The following is a 23413-nucleotide window of genomic DNA, read 5'->3' on the forward strand; positions in this document are numbered from 1 at the left end:
CGATGGTCGATAGAGCCAATTTTCGCAACCGACAAGAAAGAATAAAAATAGCATTTAATTTCTGGGCATTCTTTTCTTTGATTTATGAATCAAATTCGGCAGAATGATTGTGAAAGTTTGTTGCGGATTTTGTTCGGGAGCAGAGTAGGGTATAGTGAAGCATAGTAAGACAGAGGTTCTGACAAAGTAAAATATAAATTAAGATGGAAAATTTAAGAGAAAAAAGTGGTAATTTTTTATATCCCCTAAGAGCTTCCGAGGTTGTTCGCCAGCCTGATTTTTTGGAGGATATTGAGCAGTTGTCTCTTGAAAAAGAGGAGGAAGCAGAAGTTTTAAAATTTGAGGAACCATTTTTTAGCGAGCTTCGCAAGTTAGAGGATATCACTATTTCTAACCACACAATTTATCCTGAAGCTTTTGCGGACAAAGAAGGAAGTAGGCTTTTTTCAATAATTTATTTGGATAAAGGGTTAAAAAGCAGATTAGAAACTTTGGCGAGCGAGCGAGGCGTTGAATTAAAAAGCGCAAAGGTTAAGCGGGAGATTTATGATGCTTTCTTTGATGACCTTGATGGCGTTGCGGGTTCCATTGATAATTTTAAGAGATACAGAAAAGAAGGGGTCGAATTTGTGAATTTAAGCAGAGTTTTAAACGAGATAGGAGGCAGAAACGAAAAAATAGCTGTTTTTAGAGGGGACGCGCCAGAAATAGGCGAGTTGACAAAAATAGAAGTAGAGGAAAAATTTTTTACAGAAATTGACTTAATTAATATCCCCAAGCAGTTAAGAACACGAATTGATCGTTATTCTTCTGATTGGACAAAAGAACAATTTATTCAAACTTTCCGAAATGCTAATGGGAAAGTAGAGCAACTTTCAAATCCTGAAAGAATTACAAAAATAGTTAATGTTGACAAGTTAATAGAAAAAATAAAAGGATTGAGAAATTTCAAAAAGCAGTTAAAGAAAGAAATTCAAGAACTTGGAACCGAAGATAGCGCTTTAGCGGAGACAAAAAGAATAGTTATCGGTATTTACAGAAGATACTTAAATGTTTTGATTGCTCAAAAATATTCTTTGGGGCGAGTTTTAGCAGCTCAATCTAAAAAGACGGAAAAAGAAGAAGTCGCATTGGGTTTAGTAAAAGGAACTGACCGTATTGCAAAAGCTGACAGGTTTTCTTCGGGACAAGCATCTCGCACGATAGAACGGATAGACCACTTTTTACAGGGTACCGGGGTAAAAGTAGGAGACAATGGATTATTTATGACTATCCCAGAGAGATTATCAGAGTACGCGCAAGCTCGAGCTGATGAACTTTCTCTTGAAGATACCGAAGAATATAAAAAGTATAACAGTTATAAGGTCAATGCCCAGCAAGCCAAGGTTTTATGCGAAGCGATTTTGCAAAGATATGGACTTGCAAAGGGAGATAAGATATGGGAGGCGGTAGTTTTGGAAAGAAAAGGGACATTGGGGGTAAATAGAAAAAAAAGAGAAATAAGAATTCCCAAATCTTTTAGAAGGGGTTTGGTTGATACTGTTGCTGTCCTGGCTCATGAAGTAGAAGGTCATGTTTTAAGATATAAAAACAGAGAAGAGAGCTTTGGTGATGGACTACGGTTGATAGATGAATTTTCCACAGGAAGGTCTAGTGTTTTGTCTGAAGCCGCGGCAATGAGGATAGAGGACAATACTAAACAGGCGGTGGCCGGAGTAAGAAAAGAGGCCTTGTCCTATTATTATCTTGTTTTACTTGAGAAGAGAAATGGGGGTAGTTTTAAAGAGTGTTTTCATGTGTTTTTTGAAGCTTATGCTAAAAAAAAGTATGACTTATCACTGGAAGAAGCGCTTAAGGATGAAAGATACAGAGAAATATTTGACCATGTTTATCCAAGAACCCTGCGAATTTTTAGGATGAATACTCCGCTTAATGATAGAACTGGGTTTTTACCAGATTCAAAACAAATGCAGTATATAGAACAGGAATTAGTAGTTGATGTTTTAAAAGAAAAAGGGCTATCAAAATTGCTTCATGTTGCGGGGATAGATTTATATTCTATTCAAGAATTAAGGCGGATTGGAATGTTGGATTTAAGCAAAGTTAAGGAACCTAAAATGATAATGGCAAAAGAAATTTGGCCCCAAGTTAAAAAGTTTTTAGACGCCGGAAGATCTTTGGATGAGGCGATAGTTAACATAATCTAATACTGATTAGACTTGTAGTTTTTTTTATTTAATTTATAGGGCAGAGCAGAGAATTGGGGATTTCTCAAAATACCAGGTTCTAACTTTGTTCCACCCGCGGAGCCGAGTTTGACGAGGCGAACTCTGATTTGTCAGAGAAAATATCATTTTCTGTTTTTCTCTTTATTTTTTTCGCGCCGCCTTGCTTTCGCAAGGCAGGCGTTTCTTCGGAGGCAAAATCCGGAAAATTCTCTGAAATCTCTGAATAAAAGAACCGAATCTTAACATTTTCGGGGGAATAGATAATTTCTTTCAGAAATTTTTTAATCAAGAGGTTTCTTTCAATCCCTTTTTTCCGAGAGAGGGCGGAGAGGAATGATTTTAGGGTGTTCGCATTTTCTTTGCCGAAGCAAGCTCGCTACGGGGCAGGCAGGGGCAAACAGGTGGCAGAAACGAGGTGATAAATTGTTATTTAAGATAAATATGCGTATCTGGGATATTAATCCAAAAAAGTTGTGCAACAAGCATTTGTTTGGTGAGCATCGAGAGCTTCATGCTATTTGGAGTATTTTAACTAATGACAAAAAAGGATATAGAAATCATCCAGAAACAAAACGCTGGGTTGGTAAAAATAAAGCTTTATTTGTAAGACACGAACAGTTAGTTAAAGAAATCAAAAGACGAGGATATCATCATAATTCACCCTTAAATAAAAACCTTTCTTGTGGTAAAATTAAACAAGATGAGTTTGTTAATACCAAAGCCGAACAAAAAATAATTTTAAAACATAAGAACTGCGACTGTCCTTTATAATAAAATTATTATTCAAGGGGGGTTTGCACTCACAATAAAACATTTTAAAGGTCGGGCTTTATTGTTAAAATTAAATATTAAAAATAAAAAAATATGAATAAATTAAATACTTTAGACTGGGTTGCTTTAGTGTTGGTTATTGTCGGCGGCTTAAACTGGGCTTTGGTCGGTTTATTTAGTTTTGATTTAGTAGCGACGATATTTGGAGATATGTCTGTTTTATCCCGCATTGTTTATGTCTTGGTTGGCTTGTCCGCTGTTTATGTTTTAGCCAGTCTGGGCAAATTAGCCAGAAAATAACTTTTTGGCTAAATAAACGCCGAATATGGATTCGGATATCCGCTCGCCACGCTGGAATAAATTTTAAACTATATTTCTTAGCGTGGTGGGTGGGTAAAAATTTTAACAAAACCTATGAATTACAAACGTCTTATAATCTCTCTGGCATTACCGCAATTGGCCGGCATAGTTGGTTCGCTTTTTACTACTTCGGCCATTCCGACTTGGTATGCCACATTACAAAGACCGAGCTTCAGTCCTCCTAATTGGATATTCGGCCCGGCTTGGATTACGCTTTATATCTTAATGGGCATTAGTGTTTATTTAATCTGGCAGAAAGTTGAGAAAAACAAAACAGCCAGAGGTGCGATTCGGCTGTTTTGGATTCATTTGTTTTTCAACGCTATCTGGTCAATAATATTTTTTGGGCTTCAAAACCCTGGCCTGGCCTTTGTAAATATTATTATCATTTGGCTTTTGATCATCGCTTTAATGATTAAATTTTGGAAGATCAATCGATGGGCGACTTATCTCTTAATTCCGTATTTGCTTTGGGTAAGTTTCGCCAGCCTGTTAAATTATTTTATTTGGTATTTGAATTAGCCAGAACTTCAGGCCATTCTCGCACAATATAAAACTTCCAGTAGCCAGAATACTCTTTAATAGCGGTTCTAAACTCGCGTATCACGGAGAGCATAGTAGGGTATAGTGAGGCATAGTGAAGTATAAAACGACTGTTTGTTTATGCGGTTGTTTTTTTGTTTTAATGCGCTGGATGTTGGAATTTTTTTGTGATAAAATTGAATTATGAATTGGTTCATGATTGCGTTAGTAGCCCCTATTTTGTGGGCTGCGACAAACCACATAGATAAGTATTTAATAAATAAGTATTTTAGAAATGGAGGGGTTGGCTCTTTGATTATTTTTTCGTCTTTGATAGGAATATTTGTGCTGCCTTTTATTTTGATAATTCATCCGGCGGTTTTTTCCATTAATCCAATTCTCGCGTTGCTCATTATAGCCAATGGTTCGCTATATGTTCTGGGTTTATTGCCATATCTTTATGCTTTAGCTGAAGATGAGGCCTCAATTGTTGTTCCTTTGTTTCAAACTATTCCTGTTTTCAGCTATGTATTGGCTTTTTTTGTTTTAGGCGAGAGATTGGCAAGCATTCAAATTGTCGCTTCTTTGTTGATTATATTAGGGGCCATAACTTTGTCCTTAGATCTAAATCAGAAAAAGATAAAGTTTAAGAAAAAGGTCTTTTGGTTGATGTTTTTGGCATCTTTCTTAATAGCGCTCAATGGGTTGATTTTTAAATATGTTGCTATTCAAGAAAATTTTTGGACGACAAGTTTTTGGGAGTATATTGGCTTTGCAGTTTTGTCTATTATTTTATTGCTTTTTGTTAGATCATACAGGGAACAGTTTTTATTGGTGGTTAAAAACAATAAAAGGGCTGTCTTGGGATGGAATACAACAAACGAAGTATTAAATATTATTGCGAAAATAATAATGAATTTCGCTACATTGCTCGCGCCATTGGCTTTGGTCTGGGTTGTCAATGGATTTCAGCCATTCTTTGTTTTGTTTTTCGGAATTATCATTACTTTGTTTTCCCCGCATTTCAGTAAAGAAAATTTATTAAAAAAACATTTAGCTCAAAAGGTTATAGCGATTTTAATAATGTTTATAGGTGTCTATTTATTGAATGTCTGATTGGCATTACCCAGCCAATGATAGGGGATTTCTCAAAATACCAAGTTCTAACTTTGTTCCACCCGCGGAGCATAGTAGGGCATAGTGAAGTATAATAAAGTATAAAATGACCGTTTGTTTGTGCGGTTGTTTTTTGTTCCCGTTGATATTGACATAATTTATTATAACAAGTATTATAATAAAAAAGTATCAAGAATACTTTTTATGACTGTTTTTTAACAAGTGAATAAAAATAAAAAGATTGGGAGGAGGTGAGAAAAGTGAATAATGCGAAGAAAACAAAGATTAAAAAGGTTTTGAAGAAGTATAATTACTGGAGAAAGGCCTTAAAGTTATCTTTTCTCCCGCGGCGTAAATTGCTTGTTGGATCTAATTGTCAGGTCGCTTGCCATAGCGATCCATGCCAGGCGGATCCGACTTGTGATTTTGATTAAGTTAGGCAGAAACATGGGTCTGGTCGATTTATTGGCCAGACCCAATTTTACAGAAAGGAGATGAGATAATAGGTATGGAAAATTCTAGTCCTAACTTTTATGTTCAATGGCATATAACTGATAGATGTTCCCAGAGATGCAGGCATTGTTATCTTTTCCAGTCAAAAAGATATTCTCATCAGCAGTCAAAAGAACTTAAGTTTGATGATTTATCATTAGTAGTTGAAGATATTTTCAAAACAGCCGAAATGTTGGGGGCTAATGCTGTTTTTGTGTTAACTGGCGGAGACCCCATACTGCATCCTGATTTTTGGCGTCTTTTGGAAATTATTAATATCTTTAATGACAAATTTCAAGTTGAATGCGCTGTAGATATTTTAGGAAATCCTTTTTATGTGAATTCTACAACTGCTTCAAGAATGAAAAAATACGGGGTTCGCAAATATCAACTTAGTTTAGACGGACTAGAGGAAAAGCATAATTTTTTAAGGAGCGATGGTGGATATCAGGAAACATTGAGAGCAGCTCGGGTTTTAAGGAAAGCGGAGATTAGGTCAACTTGCATGTTTACTTTATCTAGGTTCAATGCTCCTGATCTTATAGAGATTATGAAAAAGATAGCAGAAGAAAAGTTTGATGCTTTTGCTTTTGCCAGATTTTGTCGTCCCAGCAATTGGTCATTGGATAAATACAAGGAACAGATGTTTAGTCCATCGGAATATAAAAAACTATTAACAGAAATATATAATGCCCATCAAGAGTTGGCTATAACTCATCCTAATACTAGATTTGTGTTCAAAGACCACCTGTGGGAACTTTTCTTCTACGAAAAATATTCTAATGAGCAAAAAACCGAATTGGATCAAATTAGAAAAGACAAAATTGTGGCTGGTGGTTGCGGCTTAGGAGTTGCTAGTTTATCGATTCTTTCTGACGGCGCGGTATATGCCTGTCGTCGTTTCCCGAGTCCTATAGGCAAAGTCCCAAATCAAAGTTTAATTGACTTGTTTATTAATTCTAAACAATTAAATAAATATAGGGACTTAGGGCAGTATAAAAAATGCAAAAATTGTCCTTTGCTGTATGTGTGTCGAGGATGCGGGGCGGTGGCTTATGGCGTTTCGGGGTCATTTTTTGATGCCGATCCCCAATGTTGGCAAGACCTTGATTAAATCAAGGTTGGATTCTATAATTAAAGGAGAGTAGGGAAAACCTTGCTCTCCTTATTTTTATGTTTAAATTTGGCGGGACGATAGATAAAAAAATAAAAGAGATAGTGGGAAATTTGCCGAAGGGCGGTAGAGTTTTGGATTTGGGTTCTGGATTGGGGGCTAATAGTATTTTTTTATCTGAACAGGGGTTTAAGGTTGTTTGTCTTGATAAAGATGAGCAAGTATTTAAAAAAATAAAAGAAGATTATCCAAAGATTAATGTTTTATCAAGCGATATTTCGGATTTTGTTTTTTCTCAAAATGAATATGATTTAGTTTTAATGTTGAATGTTTTGCATTTATTTAAATTTAAAGAAGTAGCGAGGATAATAAGCGATGCGATCGGATCATTAAAAAAGGGCGGTTTTCTTTATCTTAAAGTTTTTTCCACCAAAGATCCTTCTTATCAAAGGTTCGCGTCTATTGCCCAAAAAACAAAAGAGAAAAACACTTTTTATAGCAATAAAACTAAAAGTTTTACGCATTTCTTTTCCGAAGATGAATTTTTGAAACTTTTTAAGGGGCATGAGGTTTTAGAGATGACGGATGCGGTAGTAGAGGATAGCCATCCTCCTCTCGGGAAACACGAACATGGGATTTTTACGGTCTTAATTAAAAAGCAATAATTTGCGCGTGTTTAATTTCAAAATACCAAGTTCTAACTTTGTTCCACCCGCGGAGCATAGTAGGGTATAGTGAAGCATAATAAGGCAGAGCGCGAATTGTGTTGACAGAATAGTATCCTTATGCTATTCTGTTTTTAGTTCTTTAATTAATAAAAAAGGAGGGAAAGAAATGAAAGTAATTATTCAGGACATACCGCAAGAATTTGTAGGACCAGTAAGAATAAGGCATCTAGAAGAAAAGGGAATAGTAATATGCTATAAAGGAAATAAGATTGATTTAGAGATTGATGATCAAAAGTTATCTGAAAGAATTTTAAGAGAACAATGTAACTTTGTTTTTTAATCAATAAAAATATCGAGATTATCTTCGAATAATTTAAGGAGGGATGAATATGCCGAATATTTTTATTTGCGGGTACAGCAAAGAAAAAGCCGAGAATCTAAAAAAGGTTATTGATGACACGATGGAAGAATTGGGTCTTCAGGATGACGCGATAACTTCGGTTGTAGAAACAAAACCAGAGTCGTGCGACCGCAAAAGAAATCCTATGCCTCATCTTTGGGTGCGTTCGACCGACAAGAAGGAAGTTTTCAAGATTATTAAAGCATTCAAAAGAAAAAACTTAAAAGAAGATTTGGAGTGGGATATCATCGGAGGCTTTATCCCAGCAGATGAAATGAAGTTGAGTCAATAAAAATTAATTCCTCGCGGAAAAGTACTTCTGCGAGGAATTTTTATTTTAATCAAAAAAATCGCCTTTTGGGCGGTTTTTTGGTAGAATGGAATAATGATTAAGGAATATGATTTTGATGTCGCGGTGATTGGCGGGGGGCCGGCTGGAATGATGGCGGCTGGTCGGGCGGCTGAATTAGGCGCCCGGGTGGTTTTAATTGAAAAAAACCAGAGTTTAGGGAGGAAGTTATTGATTACGGGCGGTGGTCGGTGTAATCTCGCGCAGGCCGAATTTAACGACAAGGCCTTTGCTAACAAATTAGGCAAAAACGGACAGTTTTTGTTATCCGCGCTTTCGGTTTTTGGGCCAGAAGAAACGATTGAATTTTTTGAAAAGAGGGGATTAAAAACTAAAACCGAGAGAGGCAAGCGAATTTTTCCCGTTTCGGACAGGGCGGAAGATGTTTTGAACGCTTTGCTTGGATATTTAGATAAAAATAAAGTTAAGATATTTTTAGGGCAGGAGGTGGTTGGCTTTAAAGTAGAGGGCGGGAAAATAAAAAGCGTAAGGTTGAAAGATAAAGAGATATTCGCTCGTTCATACATTTTAACCACGGGCGGAAAATCTTATCCCGGAACTGGTTCAGACGGCAAGGGTTGTCAATGGGTTCAAAAGATGGGCCATAAAATCATAGACCTGAAGCCGGCGTTGACGCCCATTAGAACCAAAGAAGATTGGCCTCGCGGTTTACAGGGATTGAGTTTGAAAAACGCGCGCGTATCTGTTTTCCAAAATAATAAAAAAAAAGACACGCGATTTGGGGAAATGCTTTTTACTCATTTTGGAGTCAGCGGTCCGATCATTATTGATTTGAGCAAAAAAATAGGCGAGTTATTGAAGACAGGGGAAGTCATCTTAAAAATTGATTTAAAGCCGGCTTTGGATGTGGAGACCTTGGACAAAAGATTGCAGAGGGATTTCAAGGGCAATAAAGATTTTAAAAATTATCTGCCCGAACTTTTGCCTAAAAAAATGGGCGATTTGGCGCTTCGTTTGACGGGCATTGATAAGAATAAAAAATTGAATTCCATTACCAAAGACGAACGCAAAAAAATTATTGAGACGCTCAAGGGTTTGGCTCTGACGGTCAAAAATTTAGTCGGTTTTGACTGGGCGATTATCACGAGCGGCGGCGTGGATTTGAAGGAAATTGATTCCAAGACAATGAAGTCAAAGATAATTGAAAATTTATATTTTGCCGGCGAAGTTGTTGATTTAGACGGTCCGACGGGCGGCTACAATCTTCAGATTTGCTGGACCACCGGTTACGCAGCAGGCGCGGCCGCGGGTTTAATAAAATTGACAGAATAGAATGTTTTTGGTATTATGATTTTTATGAAACAATCAAAAACATGCCTTGGTCATTTTCGCGACCTTGGGATAGAGGAAAAACTTCTTGCGGCGCTTGCGAAACAGGGATTTGATATTCCTACGCCGATTCAGCATCAGGTGATTCCAGGCGCTTTGGAAAAAAAAGATATTGTTGGCATTGCTCAAACTGGCACAGGGAAGACCTTGGCTTTTGGCATTCCGATGATTCAACGCATTCTTCAGCGCAAGGGACAGGGATTGATTTTGGTCCCGACGCGCGAACTCGCGCTTCAGGTAGAACAAGCAATCAAACAAGTTGGCGCTTCCTTGGGATTGCGTTGCGTTGTTGTGATTGGAGGAGCGTCTAAATATTCGCAAATAAACGCTTTAAAGCATAGTCCCCACATTGTTGTCGCCACACCGGGTCGTCTGGCCGATTTAATCAATCAAAGAGTTTATAACCTAAAGCAAGTTAATATGATTATTCTTGATGAAGCTGACCGCATGCTTGATATTGGGTTTTTGCCGCAGATTAAAAGGATTTTGCAATTCGCGCCAAAAGAACGGCAAACGATGTTGTTTTCCGCGACGATGCCACAATCTATTTCATCGCTGGCGAGCGCGTTTATGAGATTGCCGTTAAAAATTGAAATTGCGCCTCAAGGGACATTGTCGGAGACCGTGGTTCAAGAGGTTTTCGTTATTTCAAAGATTGATAAGATGCGTTTGCTTGATTCTATCTTGCAGAAATATCAAAAAGACAAAACGCTCATTTTCTCGCGAACTAAATATGGCGCGAAACGCATTGCTCGCGACATCCGCGATATGGGGCATACGGCGACAGAAATTCATTCTAATCGTTCTCAATCGCAACGGAAAACGGCGCTTGAAGGATTTATCAGCGGGAAGTTCCGCGTTTTGGTCGCGACGGATATCGCTTCTCGAGGGATTGATGTTAAAGACATTTCGTTGGTGGTTAACTTCGATTTTCCAAACAGTTCAGAGGATTATGTCCATCGCATTGGCAGGACGGGGAGAGTGGGATGTTACGGGAAAGCCATTTCTTTCGTCACTTCATCCGAAAAAGCGGATATTAGAAAAATTGAACATTTGATTCGCAAATCATTGCCGATATTATCATTGCCAGCGCTTCCTCCAGAAAGAAAAAAAGTATATCACGAAGAAGAACAAATTCAGGTTCAGAGAGGAAGACGGTATCCCGCGAGAAGAAATCAAAGACCGTTTCGCGGACGGCGCGATAACAGTCGCCGCCGATAATAATCCGCATAAAAAAATCACTATGAATAATATAAATTTTACGCGTTGGATACGATATTCTGTCACTTTTCGTATTGCCATAATTGGAATATTGGCATTGCTTCTTTTGATTCCGATTAGTATGGTTAAAAACCTTATTTATGAACGAGAATCCACAAAAAGAGTGGCAGTGTCTGAAATAAGCCAAAAATGGGGAGAACAACAGACAATCGCTGGCCCAATACTTTCTGTCCCATATAAAGAATACGTTATAAATGAAAAAGGAGAACGTGTTGGCGTAACTCAATACGCTCATTTTCTGCCTGAAACTCTTTTGATCGACGGTGCAATTAGACCTCAAATACGGTCCCGTGGGATTTTTGATGCGGTTGTTTATTCATCAGAAATAAATTTCTCGGGAAAATTCGCGCAACCGAATATTCTTAATCTTGGCATTGAAAACATTGAAGCGGATTGGGATAACGCGTTTATATCCGTAGGCATTTCTGACGCGCGTGGCATTGAAAATGAATTAAAATTGAATTGGGATAACACAGAAATAGAGTTTAAGCCCGGAGTTCAGACCAGCGATGTTATTCGGTCTGTTGGGAATAATTATGAAATAATACCATACGAAGGAAATCGTTTGGAAACGAAAGCATTATCTGTGTCTGACCAATCAACAAGAATAGATATTGAACAAGGTTTGGGTATTAGCGCTTCATTGCCAGCAAGCATAAAAAACAAAAAAGTAGATGGTTATGAATTTTCTTTCAAATTAAATCTTAACGGAAGCAGGGATTTGCATTTTATTCCGGTTGGAAGAACAACTGAGATTTCTTTGAGATCAGACTGGGATAAGCCGAGTTTTGGAGGCGCGTTTTTGCCTGATACGCGGACAGTTACAGATGACGGTTTTGAAGCATCATGGAAAATCCTTGATTTAAACAGAGGATATCCACAATCATGGCTTGGTAGCGCATATAATATCTATTCATCCGCATCGGGTGTGAAGCTTTTAGCGGGAATTGACGGCTATGCAAAATCAACACGGAGCGTTAAGTACGCTATACTTATTATCGTTCTTACTTTTCTTGTATTTTTCTTTGCCGAGGTCTTCAATAGAAAAAGAATACATCCCATCCAATATATTTTGGTTGGTCTCGCAATGGTTTTATTTTACGCGTTACTTGTTTCAATATCTGAAATAGCCGGTTTCGGCTGGGCGTATTTAATTTCAAGCGTCGCGACAATTGGTTTGATTACGCTTTATTCAAAGAGTGTTTTGGCAAATGCTAAAATGGCGTTGATACAAGGTTCTATTCTTGTTTTTCTTTACCTTTTTGTGTACATCATCCTGCAGTTGGAAGATTACGCCTTGCTCATAGGAAGCGCGCTGTTATTTTCAATACTGGCGGTTGTAATGTATTTATCAAGAAAAGTTGACTGGTACGCGGTTGGCGATGATACGCGAGAAGATTAAACGGCGGCGATTTAATTATATATATGATAAACACAAAACAAAAACTTATTTTAATTGCTGCAATTTTAGCTTTGACTGGGGTGATAGTTTGGAGTTATGATTACCCAGAGCCGACAGAGAAAGAAGAATTTCAAGAGGGTGTTTGGCCAGAAGCAACCTGGAGCAAATATGTTAATGATGAATTGGGTTTTTCAATAGATGTTCCCGACAAAATATATGGTTATTATGGATGTGATCCAAAAAAGGTAATTCGGGTTCCAGTAAAAGTATTTGAGGATAATAAAAACGGCATAGTCTATATTTCGCAGGAATATTATTACATATCTGAATATGATAATGAGTTGCGTAAATATGTGGGAGAATGTGAAAAAATTGCAAACTCTCTTAATTCATTTTTAGGCGGTTGGGCTATTTCAATTAGAACCGTGAAAAATGACGAAGAATTAGATGAATTTATAAAGGAAAATTATGGTTCGGGGTGTTTTGCGGGAGATAAAAAATCATGGGGGCAAGACGGAGTTTATGAGATTAGGATAGGAGGTTGGGATCAATGGGAAAACTTAGGCACTACTGACTGTCCCGTGAATTATAAATACAAAGTTTTATATATTCCTGAAAAAAATAAATTTATGTCGGTAAAGCTTGGTCAAGAACCCACCTTTCAAACCGACCCTGGCACACCGCCTTATCAAAGCTATGACGGAAGAATGATTGATAGTTTTAGATTTGAATAAGAAAAACAATGGCTAGAAATATAAACATGGATTCTGAATTAATCAAAAAAATAGACGAGTTAGAGAAGAAGATAGATGAGAGCGCGCGGCAGTTAAGATTGTTGCGTCTCTATTTTCTTTGGACTCTTATCATCTCCGCCGTCGTCATTATTCTTCCCCTTATCGGGCTGGCTTTCGCGATTCCCAATTTGCTGAATACATATCAGGATTTGGGTTTGTGATAAAATTATGTTAATTGATGATGTAAACATTAGAATAAAGGCGGGCGATGGAGGACGCGGCGCCGTGAAATTCAGCAAGACGAAAATGAGTCTTGGGCCGACGGGGGGCGACGGAGGCAATGGCGGCAGTATTTATTTGGAAGGCGTGTCGGACATAGGCGCGCTCATTTGTTTTCGCCACAAAAAAGAGGTTGAGGCGGAAAATGGCAAGATTGGGAAAGTCCAATGCAATGACGGAGAAGATGGCGCGGACCTTATTTTGAAAGTTCCAGTTGGAACGATCGCGCATAATTTATCTACTCAAAAAGATGAGGAAATTACTTCTGTTGGCCAAAGGATGTTAATTGCCAAAGGTGGCCATGGTGGGAAGGGAAATTTTAAGTTCCGTTCCTCAACCAACACGAGTCCGAAGGAATTTCAGGAAGGGTTGCCGGGCGAAGAGTATGAATTTCGGTTGGAACTTAAATTAATCGCTGATGTCGGGTTTGTTGGTTTGCCAAATGTCGGCAAATCCAGTTTGTTGAACGAGTTGACTAACGCCAAAAGCAAAGTCGCCAACTATCTTTTTACGACCCTTAACCCAAATTTGGGCGACTATTACGGATTGATTTTAGCTGACATTCCAGGTTTGATTGAGGGCGCTTCGGATAACAAAGGGTTGGGCATTAAGTTTCTACGACACATTGAACGGACAAAAACAATTTTTCATTTTATTTCCGCGGAGTCGCCCGAGCCAGCGCGAGATTATAAAGTTATTAGAAACGAGTTAGAATCTTATAATCAAGAGCTTTTAAATAAAACGGAATATGTTTTTTTGAGCAAGTCGGACGAGATTAACCAAGACGAAATTAAGAAAAAACTTAACGAACTTAAAAAGATAGGCAAAAAAGCAATTCCCATTTCCATCATTGATAACAAGAGCATCAAGCAAGTTGAAAAAATCCTGCGCGATTTGATTAAGCGGAAAATTGCTGTTTAAAAAAATGGCTTTTTGTGGTAGTATATATTTATGGATACTATACAAGAATTTGTGGTTAATTTTATTCAGCAGAGGGGGATGGATTTGGTTTGGATAATTGTCCTGTTCTTTTTTGGCAGGGTGGTTTTAAAGTTGATTGTTAAGCGGTTGGTTCGGATAGTTGATGATAAAAGAGCGATGACACTGGGGCGGATTATTGTGGCGACTGGGAATGTTGTGATCTATGTCATTATCTTACTGATGGTTTTAAGTTTGTTCGGGTTGGACATTACGCCGATTTTGGCGGGCGCGGGCGTGATTGGGTTGGCGATTGGTTTTGGAGCGCAGTCGTTAGTTAAAGATTTTGTTTCGGGCTTGTTTATTTTAATTGAGAATCAATACGACATGGGCGATAGGGTAAAAATCGGGACTTTTGAAGGACGGGTTGTTAAAATCACGATGCGTTCCACCGTCTTGCGCGATGACGAAGGAAAAACATTTTATATTTCTAATGGTTTAATCAATAATGTAATTAATTTGTCTCAAGATAATAATTAAATGAAACAAGTATTTATTGCTGGCGACGAGCCGCCGCCTTCTGGCAAGTTTTTGTTTTCTAAGCGGTTATCTCAACATTTAAAAGAATTGGCTGAACATAGCCAGGCGATCGCGCGACAATTCATTCCTTCTCGAGAAGAAGAAAAGAAGGGGAAGATAACGGTCGCCGACCCGCTGTTGGAAGATGAGCATACAGCGGTCAGGGGTTTGGTGCATAAATATTCCAATCGCGCTTTGATTTTGCTAACGATGAATTGCGCGGCTTATTGCCGTTTTTGCACGCGCCGACGGAGCGTTTCCGACATTCAAAAAGGCGTAATTTCCGACTATGATTTGGACCAGATGGTCAATTATCTTAAAAAAAATCCTAAGATAAAGGAGTTAATTTTATCGGGCGGAGATCCTTTAACCACGCCTCAAATTTTGGAAAAGGCGTTGCGAAAATTCACTAAATTGCCGCAGATAAAAATCATTCGCGTCGGGACGCGCTTGCCTGTCTCCGACCCTAAGATGGTGAACAGAAAAGTTTTGTCGGCTTTGAGCGTCGTCAAAAACCAACCCCTTTATCTGATGCTCCATTTTGAGCACCCAGACGAAATTACGCCGGCGACAATCAAGGCGGTCAAAAAATTAAAACAGGTTTCAAGCATGATGTTTTCCCAATCGGTCTTTTTGAAGGGGGTCAATGATGATGTTTATGTCTTATCTGAATTGTTTTCCAAATTGGTTGAGATCGGCGTCAAGCCGTATTATATCTATCGCTGCGATTATGTTGAAGGAGCCGAACATTTTATTGTTGATTTTAACAAAGAAATTGAGATTATGAGCAAACTTCGCGCGCGGTTGAGCGGGTTGGCTTTTCCTTCTTATGTGATTGATATCGCTGGCGGAGAAGGAAAAATTCCAGTCCCGCTTGATTTTTGGAAGTTTGACCGAAACCGTTATCAAGATTTCACCGGTAAAAAAATCGCGCGGCCAAAAAAAGCAGCCCTATGTTCGCGGGCTGCTTTTTGATTAAATCTTATACTTAATTATGATTCCATACTGTTCCAATTGGAAATCAGTTTGGCTTCCATCTCCTCCAAATTCTTTTTGAGTGTAAAACAATTCGAAATCAATTTTTCCTCGCGTCATCCCGGCGTTTATGGCTATTCCTAATTTTCCATCAGGTTCCTGGCCGCTGTCTGTGTCTGACCAAAAAGGCAAGAGACCTCCGGCTTCCAAATAATAATTTTTGTATTTCGCGCCAAGCCCGAAAAATGTTTTTATAAAGTTAAGATCTCCATAAAATCTGTCTTGGTCTCCGTCGTCAGGAGAATTTCTTCTCCATCTTTCAAATCCCAATCCCGCAAACGGATAGATCTCGGTCTCTGGATTAGGGTAAAAGCGGTAACTTAATTTTCCCGAAACATCAATCCCATCGTGCGGTATTTCTCGGTCTTCATCTGTTGGCTCTGTCATTGCCCAACATTCCGCGATAAGCTCCTTTCGCAATTTGCCGTCGGAGATTACATTTACTCCGACTCCCATCATGATTTTGTGGCCCGTAGCCATCTGATGGTCTTCTTCGGAAGCATCAATTGTTCCTAATTTGAAATACGGCTTAACATCAAACGCGCAAGCCGCACTTGCGATAACTGACAACATAACGAGCGAGAGAAAAATAACAAAAAAATTTTTCATTTCAACCTCCTTTTTGAGCGTTTAATTTAAAAAATTGATTATTGACAAGGAACTGTTTGAACCAGGATATACTACATTCTTTTTTATTTTTTGTAAAGACCTCGCGTGTGTGGTATAATCAAAACATAATATAAATAATTTTATGAAAATAAAAGAAGTAAGCGAATTTTTGAAGAGCAATCAAGTCCCTGATTATAGATTAGGGCAGATTATTAAGGCCGTTTATCAGGACGGCGTTTCTGATTTTTCTGAAATTACGACCATTTCCAAAGAGTTGAGGGAAAAGATGGGACGGGAGATAAAAATGCTTTCTTTTGAAGTTAAGAAGGTTTTGGAATCGCGCGATAAAAAATCTTTTAAGGCGTTATTAAAATTGGCGGACGGCAATCAAATTGAAACGGTCTTATTGAGCGCTGTCAAAAATCATTGGTCGGCTTGCGTCTCATCTCAAGCGGGCTGCGCTTTGGGCTGCAGGTTTTGCGCGACAGGAAAATTGGGATTTAAAAGAAATTTAAAAAGCGAAGAGATAACCGACCAGGTTTTGTTTTGGAAACAGTACATCAGAAAGAATCATTTAGCCGGTAGTTTTCAAAGTATTGTTTTTATGGGCATGGGCGAGCCGTTTATGAATTACGAAGAGGTAAGCAAGAGCGTAAAAAAATTAATTGACGCAGGATTATTTAATTTCGGAGCAAGGCATATTTCCATATCTACCGCGGGATTGCCCAAAGGCATCAAGAGATTTGCTAAAGATTTTCCACAAGTCAATTTAGCGATTTCGTTGACGGCGGCTGATGATAAGAAGCGGTCCGATATTATGCCGATTAATAAAAGATATAAATTGTCGGAAATAAGAAGGGCCTTGGATTATTATTTTGAAAAAAACAACCGCAAAGTTTTTCTTGAATATATTATGCTGGAGGATGTGAACGACAAGCGCGAGGACGCGGATAATTTGATAGAATTTATCAATTCAAATTTAAAGCCGAGACTTTTGCATGTTAATTTAATCCGCTATAATACGGCGGCGGGCGGGCTGAAGCCGTCAAACGAGGCGAAAGTGGATTGGTTTAAGGATTACTTAGGCAAAAATAAAATCAGCGCAACCGTAAGAAAAAGTTTAGGCGAAGAAATCAAAGCCGCCTGCGGACAATTGGCGGGAAAATAGATGTTCGGCTATCCGATAGCCGACTTTTTAAAGTTATACGGGGTTGTAATTTTTTTTTGATAATTTATAATAGAATAAAAACAAAAGGTCGAGTTTTAGTTGAGTTAATTTAATTTATTATTAAGAAACAAAATATGAAAAAAATTTTAATTTTTAGTTTAGTTTTGGGAGTAGCGTTAGTTGTTGGTTTGGTTGGCGGCGTCGGCGCGGTGACGCCAATTTATGTTGATGACGATTGTGGAACAACACAAGACGGCACAATAGATAATCCTTATTGCACCATTAATGATGCGCTTGTTGCTGCAACTACTGGCGACACGATTGAGGTCGCGGCTGGGACTTATACGAATGATATTTGGGATGGTTTGTTAACAGGAAACGATAGATATAGAATTAAAAAAAGTGTCACATTGCTCGGCGCTCAAGCAGGTGTTGACCCTAACGGACTTACAAGTAGAGGCGAAGAAACAATTCTTGTCAGGACTAACGGTGTTCAGTATTCATTATATGCTTCTGATATAACTATTGATGGGTTTATGATTGGTAGTTCAGATGCGAATACTGGCGGACGATTAATAATTTCTGATGTAGCAGATAATGCAATAATAAGAAATTGTATTATTCAGAACACGCCAAGCACATCTTCTGGTCATGGAGTTTATATCTATTCAGGAGCAGACAATGCTTTGGTTGAATATAATACATTCTCAAATACTGCATGGGAAGCTATCGCAAGTTATGGCGCTTCAAATGCTGTGATTACTCACAATTACATTTCCAACTCTGGACAACATGCGATACAATTTATGGGACATTCAGGAAGTGATAATGAAATCAGCTACAACCACATTTCAGGTATTGTTGACAAGAATGCCATACAGTACTGGGGTGGTTCAGGAGCTATTATAACTCATAACATGATTGTCGGTGAAGGAACTATGTATGATGGAATATGGTTGGATGCTGCTGCTGACGAGAGTACTGTAAGTAACAACCAGATTTTCGATACAGTATATGCGGGAATAAATGTAAGGGGTGATTGTACAGATGCAACTGTTACATATAATAATATTTCTGGTTGTGGAACGGGGGTAGATGTTGTGGGGTCAATAACCGGAACTGTAATAAACTTTAATGCCATTCATGGAAATGGAATGGGTGTCTCTAATTATTACAGCACTGATATAATCAATGCAGAATTCAACTGGTGGGGAGATGATAGTGGTCCAACTCACTCTACAAATCCATCTGGAATAGGTGATGCGGTTAGCGATAATGTGGATTTTACTCCATGGTGGAATGTTAGTAATGAGGAAGTTGTCAAAATAGATATTAAACCAGGAAGTGATACAAACAGTATAAATCTTGGTAGTAAGGGCGTTGTATCTGTGGCAGTATTAACTACAAATTACTTTGATGTTAGCACCATTAATGAGGCTACAGTAACATTTGCTGGTGCTCCACAAGTGAAGGTGATTTTGGAGGACAGGGATGGAGATGGTGATTTGGATATGGTATTTCATTTTAGGACACAAGATTTGGGTTTAGATGAGAATAGCACTGAAGCCACTCTTTGTGGTGATTATTCTTATAATGAAATCCTGACACAATCTTTCCGTGGCACAGATACGGTGAATATTGTACCGACAAAAACTTCTGCGAAAAAACAAAAACAGAACTCAATGATGAATCAGGATTCTGAAAGCGCGTCATATACGACATACCACGGCAATGGTATTTACAGCACTACACATTTGTTAAGAAAAGATGAGATAAAACCGGAAAAGGCTCCAAAGAAAGCAGTTACACAAGGTCCGACTCTTTACAAATTGATGGGGGTAAAATGGGCAAGTACGCCAGATTATGTGGCGCAGAGTGACTTGCTTGTTATAGCAGCAACAGCTTCTATAACAACATGGAATAATGCAACTGAATTTGGTTTGCTTGGCGTTGGAAGTGTTAATGCAGACATCCCCTTTGAAGCGTTTGATGAAGACGGAAAATTAATAACTGATGGATTTAATTCCTACACTTACGGAAATTATCCACTATCAGGCGTAATAGCGGTTTGTAGAACATGGTGGAATGCAGCTGGCGAAATCATTGAATATGATATTATGTTTGATGATGATTTTGCATGGGGAGATGCGACAGATGATTCAACAGTAATGGATTTGCAGAATATCGCGACGCATGAAATTGGTCACGCTTTTGGCTTGCTTGATTTGTATAATCGTCCATCCGTGGAGCAGACAATGTATGGATATAGCGGATATGGAGAAACCAAAAAGCGAGATTTAGAAGTAGGCGATATCGCAGGAATTCAGGCATTGTACGGAAATAACTAAGAATAGTTTTTCCTATGCGGGGGTGGGTTTTTTGGACCTGCTCCCGCGTTTGAGGAATTAGAAATACAAATTATGAAAAAACAATTTAATATCTTGGCGGTTGGTATGGTTATGGTTGGATTAACCGCAGGTTTGCTTGGCATGGTTATGTTTTCTGAGGCGGCGTCGGTTGATAAGAATCAGGATTCTTATCAAGAAGCGCCAAAACCCATACATGCCACTAATATAAAAATAGCTAAAAAAATTCCCGCTTCCTTGGTGGGAGAAGATGTAAGGGGTGTGTCAGAAGTTATTCCAAGGGAATATAATAAGCCCGATTTTTCAGAAAGAGTGGCAACGGGAGTTTTGGGACCGATAGCAATAGGCAATAAATACGCCGTGGTGATCGGGATTTGTGATTATCCAGAAGGAGGAGAAATTAGCGATATTTGTCTTTCAGACGGCGATTCTTACAATATGGTAACAGCGCTTATTGAAAATTATGGATATGATCCAGAGAATATTTATTGGTTTAGAGATATGGGCGGCAAGATTGATGTTAATAATGTTAATATTAGCTATGGGATTCCTACTCATGAGAATATCGGAAAAGCCGTGATGGAAATAAAAAATAAAATAAGTCCAAATGACGAAGTGGTGTTTTTCTTCAGCGGACACGGAGTAAGCGGAACAGTTAACGATGGCACTGTAGAATATGAAAATGACGGAGAAATTATAGACGAAGGAATTGTGGTTCATGACAGCGACGGAGAAATGGACGGAGATGGCTATTCAACATTAGATTTTATTTGGGATGGGGAACTAAGAAGTTGGTTTTACGATTTCGGCACAGAAAGAATTGTTTTTATATTTGATACTTGTCTTGCGGGCGGGATGAATGATGTGACTCGTGATGAGAATAATGAAATTTATAGCAATCGGATTATTGTTATGTCGTCTGAAGAAACTCAATCTTCTTATGTGTTTTCATACGGAGATTTTGGAGAAGGGATGTTTAGCCGCCATTTTGTTAACGAAGGAATGTTGCAGGGTTTAGCAGACGGGTATAATCAAATTCAAACAACAGATGGCAATGTGGCTGTGGAAGAAGCGTTTGATTATGCTAAAGAAAATATGCCTTCTTATTTATTAAAGTTTAGACAGACACCTGTAATCAGCGATATGTTTGATAACGATTTGGTTTTATAAACCACAAGAAATAGCCGCGCTGTTTGTAATTTTGACGGGCAAACAAACCAAAAACTACTTCTAAAGAACAGGAGTAGTTTTAGCTTTTGTAATTGCGCGCTGGGTGTATAACGGGGGCTGCCCCCGCCGCGGGGGCAGCCCCCAAGCAAGTTCCCTAATTTATTCCCAGTGAGCAGTTACATCTTTTTTAATTGACTTTTTGGGTGAAAGATTGTAGTTTGTTGTATGGGTTTATAAGCACATTAACATTAAAATAAAGGGGGTATAATATGCCAATGTCAGATGATTTTAGAGAGAGATTGCGGGGAATTTTGCCGGAGATAATTAGAATTTTCAAGACGCCTTTTATCCTTTATGACGAGAAAGGAATCCGAAATGGATTTAGAAAAGTGTTTGAAAACTTTGAAGGCGTGATTCCTTTGATGACTATTTTTCCACACTGTCAGGAGGCAGTGTCGGAGCGATTTTTAAACCATGGAAATTATAGGAGGATAAAATGGCGAGAGAAAGCAGATTGCCGAAAGGCGGAGAAAATCTTTTTCAGGAAATAAAAAGAGTGTGTTTGGAAGCGGAAGCGAAGGGCGTAAAATTGTTTCGGCTTTCTATTGGACAGCCGACGGGTCCGGCTTTATTGAGCGCGAGAGAAGGCGCGGCAGAGGCGATTATGAGCGATGAAGAGTCAATGCATGAGTATCAGGATAATGGCGAGCCGGGAGTTCCCGGTTTTAGCAAAGCGTTTGTCCAGGCAAATGTGGGGGATTTTGATTTATCGTCTATTGACGATATCGCGTATTTGCCAATTCCTGGCATTAAACCGATGCTTGGGCTGATTCCGATGGCGTGTGGGGAGAAAGTTGTTGTTCAAACAATGACGAAACCGGGCTATCCCACGCCAGGTGTTTGGTGTGATTATCTTAATCTTCCAAATGAACCAATTTATTTTGCCTCATGGAGCAATTTTAGATTTGACCCCAACAGGAAGGTTTGTTCTGATGTAACTAATTTGTTAATGCTTAACTATCCTCATAATCCATCTGGGCAAATTGCGACGAAAGATTGGTGGAATGATTTGTGTATATTTTGCTATAGGCGCGGTATCCGCATATTCAATGATGCGGCATATGCCATGCTGGCTCATTCATCGGAGGCCTGCACTTTAACTGAGGTGGCCGTTGGTTTTCCAAGTCTTTCATGGGCAGAGGCCTTTTCCGCTTCCAAGATGATTGGCAATGGGACCGGCTGGCGGATTGGAGCAATGGTTGGTTCGCCTGATTTTATTGGAGACATTGCGACGATTAAGGGGAATACTGACAGTGGGTTTAATGCGGCGTTGGCAACGGGCGTTTTGCGGGCAATCAAGGAAGATATAGGAACCGTGCGTTTGGTTGGGTTAAAATACAAAGAGCGAATCAATCGTCTTATGCTTCTTTTAACTCAAAGAGGGATGCAATTAGCGGTGGAACCAAAGGCGGGATTTTTTACCCTTTGGAAATGTCCCAAAAGGGCATTTGGCGAGGAGGTCCGAGACGCGAAGCATTTTAACTTTATGATGATTGAGCGGACGGGTATCGTTGGGGTTCATTTTGACCCATATATCAGATATGCTGTCGTTGCTCCGATTGAAAATCCGGAATTTATGAAGGCGATTAAAGCGGCCTTTGACGAAGCGGAGGTAGAATATTAAAATAAATGGCGGGACAAATAAGTTCCGCCATTTTTTAATTCGGCTTTGGTAAAGCCGAATGGTTGGAGGATTGATTTTTGGGCGGGGAGGGGGTAAAATATAGGATATAAACTTAAAAGCAAGGGCTATTGACATATATCATACATGATATACAATAATAAGTATAAAGTTTTTTATTACTGTAATGGACGAAATAAACGGGCGCCGGTTTTTGAATATATTAAAAAATTGTCGTCGAAAGATAGAGCAAAAGTTTTTAAGTATATTGATTTTCTTAGAGACAACAAGGGAGTGTTAGATGAGCCATACTCTAAACATATCAAAGACAAGATTAGAGAGTTGAGGGTAGATTTTTCTCGAAACAGGCATCGTGTTTTTTATGTGGTTGTGATAGAAAAGAGAATTATTCTTTTAAGCGCCTTTTTCAAGAAAACATCTAAAACGCCAAAACAAGAAATTATTAGGGCATTAAATAATTTTGAAGATTATAAAGTAAATAAAAGTTTAATTGAATATGAAAAATAAAATTAAAAAAATTACATATTTGTCTTTTGATAAGCATCTTGCCGAGGAATTAAAAAATCCTGAATTTAAGAAGTATTATAATGAATACGGCAAGCAGTTGGAGATTGCTTATCAAATTTTGCAATTAAGGAAAAAGAGCAAAATGTCTCAAGCGGAATTGGCTAAGAAAATAGGGACAAAACAAAGCAATATCGCTAGAATGGAAAAAGGTCAGCAAAATTTTACGACTGAGACGCTTCAGAGAATCGCTTCGGCTCTTGGTCGCGAGTTGAGAATTGAATTTGTAAAATAAA

27 protein-coding genes are annotated in these 23413 nt (G+C 38.6%); 25 read left to right on the top strand and 2 right to left on the bottom strand.

Features of this window, described 5'->3' with window-relative positions:
- Positions 1-203 precede the first annotated feature (203 nt).
- Positions 204-2207 carry a hypothetical protein gene (locus tag KKF19_02625; GenBank protein ID MBU2579823.1) on the top strand — a complete coding sequence of 668 codons (2004 nt, stop codon included), beginning with the start codon at positions 204-206 and terminating at the stop codon, positions 2205-2207.
- 79 nt (positions 2208-2286) lie between these two features.
- On the opposite strand, the gene KKF19_02630 is transcribed toward KKF19_02625, so the two are convergent.
- The gene (locus KKF19_02630) at positions 2287-2517 is read right to left on the bottom strand and encodes a hypothetical protein (GenBank protein ID MBU2579824.1); all 231 of its coding nucleotides are present in this window, start codon (positions 2515-2517) and stop codon (positions 2287-2289) included.
- A gap of 152 nt (positions 2518-2669) precedes the next feature.
- Here KKF19_02630 and KKF19_02635 point away from each other — a divergent pair, with 152 nt between their 5' ends.
- The 17 genes from KKF19_02635 to KKF19_02715 all read left to right on the top strand — a co-directional run bounded on the left by KKF19_02635 (position 2670) and on the right by KKF19_02715 (position 15538).
- Complete coding sequence (locus KKF19_02635) at positions 2670-2999, top strand: pyrimidine dimer DNA glycosylase/endonuclease V (protein ID MBU2579825.1); 330 nt, start codon at positions 2670-2672, stop codon at positions 2997-2999.
- A 93-nt stretch (positions 3000-3092) separates the two neighbouring features.
- On the top strand, positions 3093-3299 hold the full coding sequence (locus KKF19_02640) for a DUF378 domain-containing protein (GenBank protein MBU2579826.1): 207 nt from the start codon (positions 3093-3095) through the stop codon (positions 3297-3299).
- A gap of 114 nt (positions 3300-3413) precedes the next feature.
- Positions 3414-3881: a tryptophan-rich sensory protein gene (locus KKF19_02645; protein ID MBU2579827.1), complete on the top strand. Its 468-nt coding sequence runs from the start codon at positions 3414-3416 to the stop codon at positions 3879-3881.
- Positions 3882-4085: 204 nt separating this feature from the next.
- Positions 4086-4997: a DMT family transporter gene (locus KKF19_02650; GenBank protein ID MBU2579828.1), complete on the top strand. Its 912-nt coding sequence runs from the start codon at positions 4086-4088 to the stop codon at positions 4995-4997.
- Positions 4998-5257: 260 nt separating this feature from the next.
- The gene (locus KKF19_02655; protein MBU2579829.1) at positions 5258-5431 is read left to right on the top strand and encodes a hypothetical protein; all 174 of its coding nucleotides are present in this window, start codon (positions 5258-5260) and stop codon (positions 5429-5431) included.
- A 74-nt stretch (positions 5432-5505) separates the two neighbouring features.
- Positions 5506-6603: a radical SAM protein gene (locus KKF19_02660; GenBank protein MBU2579830.1), complete on the top strand. Its 1098-nt coding sequence runs from the start codon at positions 5506-5508 to the stop codon at positions 6601-6603.
- A gap of 59 nt (positions 6604-6662) precedes the next feature.
- A complete protein-coding gene (locus KKF19_02665) occupies positions 6663-7268 on the top strand; it encodes a class I SAM-dependent methyltransferase (GenBank protein ID MBU2579831.1) in 606 nt (201 codons plus the stop codon).
- Positions 7269-7437: 169 nt separating this feature from the next.
- Complete coding sequence (locus tag KKF19_02670; GenBank protein ID MBU2579832.1) at positions 7438-7611, top strand: hypothetical protein; 174 nt, start codon at positions 7438-7440, stop codon at positions 7609-7611.
- Positions 7612-7660: 49 nt separating this feature from the next.
- Entirely contained in the window at positions 7661-7963 is a 303-nt protein-coding gene (locus KKF19_02675) for a hypothetical protein (protein MBU2579833.1), read from the top strand.
- A 93-nt stretch (positions 7964-8056) separates the two neighbouring features.
- Positions 8057-9313 (top strand): NAD(P)/FAD-dependent oxidoreductase, encoded by a 1257-nt coding sequence (locus KKF19_02680; protein MBU2579834.1) that lies wholly within the window; start codon positions 8057-8059, stop codon positions 9311-9313.
- A gap of 24 nt (positions 9314-9337) precedes the next feature.
- On the top strand, positions 9338-10591 hold the full coding sequence (locus KKF19_02685; protein ID MBU2579835.1) for a DEAD/DEAH box helicase: 1254 nt from the start codon (positions 9338-9340) through the stop codon (positions 10589-10591).
- Between the two features lie 22 nt (positions 10592-10613).
- On the top strand, positions 10614-12053 hold the full coding sequence (creD, locus tag KKF19_02690) for a cell envelope integrity protein CreD (GenBank protein ID MBU2579836.1): 1440 nt from the start codon (positions 10614-10616) through the stop codon (positions 12051-12053).
- A 23-nt stretch (positions 12054-12076) separates the two neighbouring features.
- Positions 12077-12787: a hypothetical protein gene (locus tag KKF19_02695; protein MBU2579837.1), complete on the top strand. Its 711-nt coding sequence runs from the start codon at positions 12077-12079 to the stop codon at positions 12785-12787.
- Between the two features lie 8 nt (positions 12788-12795).
- Positions 12796-13008, top strand: a complete 213-nt coding sequence (locus tag KKF19_02700) for a hypothetical protein (GenBank protein MBU2579838.1) — start codon at positions 12796-12798, stop codon at positions 13006-13008.
- Positions 13009-13012: 4 nt separating this feature from the next.
- The gene (gene obgE / locus KKF19_02705) at positions 13013-13987 is read left to right on the top strand and encodes a GTPase ObgE (GenBank protein MBU2579839.1); all 975 of its coding nucleotides are present in this window, start codon (positions 13013-13015) and stop codon (positions 13985-13987) included.
- Between the two features lie 30 nt (positions 13988-14017).
- The gene (locus tag KKF19_02710; protein MBU2579840.1) at positions 14018-14524 is read left to right on the top strand and encodes a mechanosensitive ion channel family protein; all 507 of its coding nucleotides are present in this window, start codon (positions 14018-14020) and stop codon (positions 14522-14524) included.
- On the top strand, positions 14525-15538 hold the full coding sequence (locus tag KKF19_02715; protein ID MBU2579841.1) for a KamA family radical SAM protein: 1014 nt from the start codon (positions 14525-14527) through the stop codon (positions 15536-15538).
- On the opposite strand, the gene KKF19_02720 is transcribed toward KKF19_02715, so the two are convergent.
- On the bottom strand, positions 15539-16207 hold the full coding sequence (locus tag KKF19_02720; GenBank protein ID MBU2579842.1) for a hypothetical protein: 669 nt from the start codon (positions 16205-16207) through the stop codon (positions 15539-15541).
- A gap of 142 nt (positions 16208-16349) precedes the next feature.
- Here KKF19_02720 and rlmN point away from each other — a divergent pair, with 142 nt between their 5' ends.
- The 7 genes from rlmN (at position 16350) to KKF19_02755 (ending at position 23412) form a co-directional block, all read left to right on the top strand.
- Positions 16350-17375, top strand: a complete 1026-nt coding sequence (rlmN, locus tag KKF19_02725) for a 23S rRNA (adenine(2503)-C(2))-methyltransferase RlmN (protein ID MBU2579843.1) — start codon at positions 16350-16352, stop codon at positions 17373-17375.
- Positions 17376-17509: 134 nt separating this feature from the next.
- The gene (locus KKF19_02730; GenBank protein ID MBU2579844.1) at positions 17510-19723 is read left to right on the top strand and encodes a right-handed parallel beta-helix repeat-containing protein; all 2214 of its coding nucleotides are present in this window, start codon (positions 17510-17512) and stop codon (positions 19721-19723) included.
- Between the two features lie 72 nt (positions 19724-19795).
- On the top strand, positions 19796-20911 hold the full coding sequence (locus KKF19_02735; GenBank protein ID MBU2579845.1) for a caspase family protein: 1116 nt from the start codon (positions 19796-19798) through the stop codon (positions 20909-20911).
- Between the two features lie 269 nt (positions 20912-21180).
- Positions 21181-21462 carry a hypothetical protein gene (locus KKF19_02740; GenBank protein MBU2579846.1) on the top strand — a complete coding sequence of 94 codons (282 nt, stop codon included), beginning with the start codon at positions 21181-21183 and terminating at the stop codon, positions 21460-21462.
- Positions 21408-22595, top strand: a complete 1188-nt coding sequence (locus tag KKF19_02745; GenBank protein MBU2579847.1) for an aminotransferase class I/II-fold pyridoxal phosphate-dependent enzyme — start codon at positions 21408-21410, stop codon at positions 22593-22595. Before KKF19_02740 ends, KKF19_02745 begins: the two co-directional genes overlap by 55 nt.
- Before the next feature lie 144 nt (positions 22596-22739).
- A complete protein-coding gene (locus KKF19_02750; protein MBU2579848.1) occupies positions 22740-23120 on the top strand; it encodes a type II toxin-antitoxin system RelE/ParE family toxin in 381 nt (126 codons plus the stop codon).
- On the top strand, positions 23110-23412 hold the full coding sequence (locus tag KKF19_02755; protein MBU2579849.1) for a helix-turn-helix transcriptional regulator: 303 nt from the start codon (positions 23110-23112) through the stop codon (positions 23410-23412). The genes KKF19_02750 and KKF19_02755 overlap by 11 nt, the downstream gene beginning before the upstream one ends.
- Position 23413: the final 1 nt, after the last annotated feature.

Source organism: Patescibacteria group bacterium (assembly GCA_018830295.1).
Lineage (GTDB): Bacteria > Patescibacteriota > Minisyncoccia > Portnoybacterales > UBA2143 > JAHJSM01.

Bases quoted from the DNA above. Each gene is read 5' to 3' on its own strand.
- KKF19_02625 (MBU2579823.1), top strand. From the start codon at position 204: ATGGAAAATTTAAGAGAAAAAAGTGGTAATTTTTTATATCCCCTAAGA.
- KKF19_02635 (MBU2579825.1), top strand. From the start codon at position 2,670: ATGCGTATCTGGGATATTAATCCAAAAAAGTTGTGCAACAAGCATTTG.
- KKF19_02640 (MBU2579826.1), top strand. From the start codon at position 3,093: ATGAATAAATTAAATACTTTAGACTGGGTTGCTTTAGTGTTGGTTATT.
- KKF19_02645 (MBU2579827.1), top strand. From the start codon at position 3,414: ATGAATTACAAACGTCTTATAATCTCTCTGGCATTACCGCAATTGGCC.
- KKF19_02650 (MBU2579828.1), top strand. From the start codon at position 4,086: ATGAATTGGTTCATGATTGCGTTAGTAGCCCCTATTTTGTGGGCTGCG.
- KKF19_02660 (MBU2579830.1), top strand. From the start codon at position 5,506: ATGGAAAATTCTAGTCCTAACTTTTATGTTCAATGGCATATAACTGAT.
- KKF19_02665 (MBU2579831.1), top strand. From the start codon at position 6,663: ATGTTTAAATTTGGCGGGACGATAGATAAAAAAATAAAAGAGATAGTG.
- KKF19_02670 (MBU2579832.1), top strand. From the start codon at position 7,438: ATGAAAGTAATTATTCAGGACATACCGCAAGAATTTGTAGGACCAGTA.
- KKF19_02675 (MBU2579833.1), top strand. From the start codon at position 7,661: ATGCCGAATATTTTTATTTGCGGGTACAGCAAAGAAAAAGCCGAGAAT.
- KKF19_02680 (MBU2579834.1), top strand. From the start codon at position 8,057: ATGATTAAGGAATATGATTTTGATGTCGCGGTGATTGGCGGGGGGCCG.
- KKF19_02685 (MBU2579835.1), top strand. From the start codon at position 9,338: ATGAAACAATCAAAAACATGCCTTGGTCATTTTCGCGACCTTGGGATA.
- creD (MBU2579836.1), top strand. From the start codon at position 10,614: ATGAATAATATAAATTTTACGCGTTGGATACGATATTCTGTCACTTTT.
- KKF19_02695 (MBU2579837.1), top strand. From the start codon at position 12,077: ATGATAAACACAAAACAAAAACTTATTTTAATTGCTGCAATTTTAGCT.
- KKF19_02700 (MBU2579838.1), top strand. From the start codon at position 12,796: ATGGCTAGAAATATAAACATGGATTCTGAATTAATCAAAAAAATAGAC.
- KKF19_02710 (MBU2579840.1), top strand. From the start codon at position 14,018: ATGGATACTATACAAGAATTTGTGGTTAATTTTATTCAGCAGAGGGGG.
- KKF19_02715 (MBU2579841.1), top strand. From the start codon at position 14,525: ATGAAACAAGTATTTATTGCTGGCGACGAGCCGCCGCCTTCTGGCAAG.
- KKF19_02720 (MBU2579842.1), bottom strand. From the start codon at position 16,207: ATGAAAAATTTTTTTGTTATTTTTCTCTCGCTCGTTATGTTGTCAGTT.
- rlmN (MBU2579843.1), top strand. From the start codon at position 16,350: ATGAAAATAAAAGAAGTAAGCGAATTTTTGAAGAGCAATCAAGTCCCT.
- KKF19_02730 (MBU2579844.1), top strand. From the start codon at position 17,510: ATGAAAAAAATTTTAATTTTTAGTTTAGTTTTGGGAGTAGCGTTAGTT.
- KKF19_02735 (MBU2579845.1), top strand. From the start codon at position 19,796: ATGAAAAAACAATTTAATATCTTGGCGGTTGGTATGGTTATGGTTGGA.
- KKF19_02740 (MBU2579846.1), top strand. From the start codon at position 21,181: ATGCCAATGTCAGATGATTTTAGAGAGAGATTGCGGGGAATTTTGCCG.
- KKF19_02745 (MBU2579847.1), top strand. From the start codon at position 21,408: ATGGCGAGAGAAAGCAGATTGCCGAAAGGCGGAGAAAATCTTTTTCAG.
- KKF19_02750 (MBU2579848.1), top strand. From the start codon at position 22,740: ATGATATACAATAATAAGTATAAAGTTTTTTATTACTGTAATGGACGA.
- KKF19_02755 (MBU2579849.1), top strand. From the start codon at position 23,110: ATGAAAAATAAAATTAAAAAAATTACATATTTGTCTTTTGATAAGCAT.